The sequence below is a fragment of the Desertihabitans aurantiacus genome (genome assembly GCF_003344635.1).
GTDB classification, from domain to species: Bacteria; Actinomycetota; Actinomycetes; order Propionibacteriales; family Propionibacteriaceae; genus Desertihabitans; species Desertihabitans aurantiacus.
In genome coordinates this window covers 1-1,611 of record NZ_QPKK01000462.1, presented here as the reverse complement: position 1 = coordinate 1,611, position 1,611 = coordinate 1, and the positions used below count along the sequence as shown (strand labels likewise).

Here is a 1,611-nt window from a genome sequence, read left to right as displayed (position 1 = left end):
TCGAGCCGCTGCCGGTGGTGGCGGTCGGCGCGGCTGCGACCGGGGTGCGGCTGCGCGGCTGGTCGGCCGCGGTGGTGGCGCTGGCCAGCCTGCTCGGGCTCGGGGCGCTGACCTGGCCGCTGTGGGTGCCGGCGGCCGGCGCCGACGAAGGGGCGGGGTTCCTGCTGGTGGCGCTGGTGCCGCTGGTGCTGCTGCTGGCCCTCGCCCAGCTCACCGAACGCGGCCTGGACTCGCGGACCCTGGCCGTCCTCGGCGTCCTGTCGGCGCTGAACGCCGCGCTGCGCCCCGCCCTCAGCGCGGGCACCGCCGGGGTGGAGTCGGTGTTCTTCCTGCTCATCCTCAGCGGACGGGTGCTCGGCCCCGGGTTCGGCTTCCTGCTCGGCTGCACCTCGCTGTTCGCCTCGGCGCTGCTGACCGCCGGGATGGGCCCGTGGCTGGCCTACCAGATGCTCTGCGCGGCCTGGATCGGTCTGGGCGCCGGGCTGCTCCCCCGGGCGCGCGGCGCGGCCGAGCTCGCGCTGCTCATCGGCTACGGCGTCGTCTCGGCCTACCTGTTCGGGCTGCTCATCAACCTGTCGGTGTGGCCCTTCCTGACCGGGATCGCGGTGCCGGGCGAGGCCACCGGCGCGCTCGACCTCGTCCCCGGCGCGCCGCTGCTGGACAACCTGCGACGGTTCGCGGTGTTCACCCTGCTCACCTCGACCGCCACCTTCGACACCGGGCGCGCGGTCACCAACGCGGTCGCCCTGCTGCTCCTGGGAGCACCCGTCCTGGCCGTGCTGCGCCGCGCCGCCCGGGTCGGCTGATCCCGTCGCCCTACGATCGGCGGGTGCGCTGGACACGGCAGCTGACCGAGGACGTGGTGCTGCGCCCGGTGACCCTCGAGGACGCCGCGGCGCTGGCCACCGCCTACGCCGACAGCTGGCTGCACCTGGCCCCGTGGGAGCCGGAGCGGCCGGCGTCCTGGTTCACCGCCGATGGCCAGCGGCGCGAGGTCGAGGCGCACCAGCGCGCCACCGGCGAGGGTGCTGGGCTGTGGCTGGTGCTGGTCGAGCAGACGACGGTCGTCGGCCGGGTCAGCCTGACCGGCATCGTCCGCCGCGCCTTCCAGAGCGCCAACCTCGGCTACTGGACCGCCGCCACCCATACCGGCCGCGGGCTGATGACCCGCGCGGTGGACGCCGCCGCCGCGATCGCCCGCGACGAGCTCGGGCTGCACCGGCTGCAGGCGGGGACGCTGCTGCACAACACGGCCTCCCAGCGGGTGCTCCGCCGCTGCGGGTTCACCGAGATCGGGGTCGCCGAGCGCTACCTGCGGATCGGCGGCCGCTGGCAGGACCACCGGCTCTTCCAGCGCATCCTGCACGACTGAGGGGCGCGCCGCCCCAGCGCTCAGTACTGGGCGCGGCCGTGGCGCCAGTAGCCGACGAAGGTGACGCGGTCCTTCGCCAGCCCGGCCTGCACCAGGTGCCGGCGGGCGCCGGTGGCCAGCGCGGACTCCCCCGCCACCCAGGCGTAGCCGCCGGCGTCCGGCGCGGGCAGCTGCTGCACCGCGGCGAGCGCCAGCGCCCCGGGCACCGCGTGCGGGTCGGTGCGCGGCAGCCAGCGCAG

Annotated in this window: 3 protein-coding genes; 2 read left to right on the top strand and 1 reads right to left on the bottom strand. The window is 76.4% G+C overall.

Annotated elements, in window-relative coordinates; genetic code table 11:
• Both DVA66_RS20190 and DVA66_RS20185 read left to right on the top strand, forming a co-directional pair.
• On the top strand, positions 1–806 hold an 806-nt coding region (locus DVA66_RS20190; protein WP_332872899.1), incomplete at its 5' end, for an ECF transporter S component.
• A 23-nt stretch (positions 807–829) separates the two neighbouring features.
• Positions 830–1,372: a GNAT family N-acetyltransferase gene (locus DVA66_RS20185; RefSeq protein WP_114561554.1), complete on the top strand. Its 543-nt coding sequence runs from the start codon at positions 830–832 to the stop codon at positions 1,370–1,372.
• 20 nt (positions 1,373–1,392) lie between these two features.
• Here DVA66_RS20185 and DVA66_RS20180 read toward each other — a convergent pair.
• Positions 1,393–1,611, bottom strand: a 219-nt coding sequence (locus DVA66_RS20180; RefSeq protein WP_198671998.1) for an SIP domain-containing protein, incomplete at its 5' end; no start/stop codon positions are given.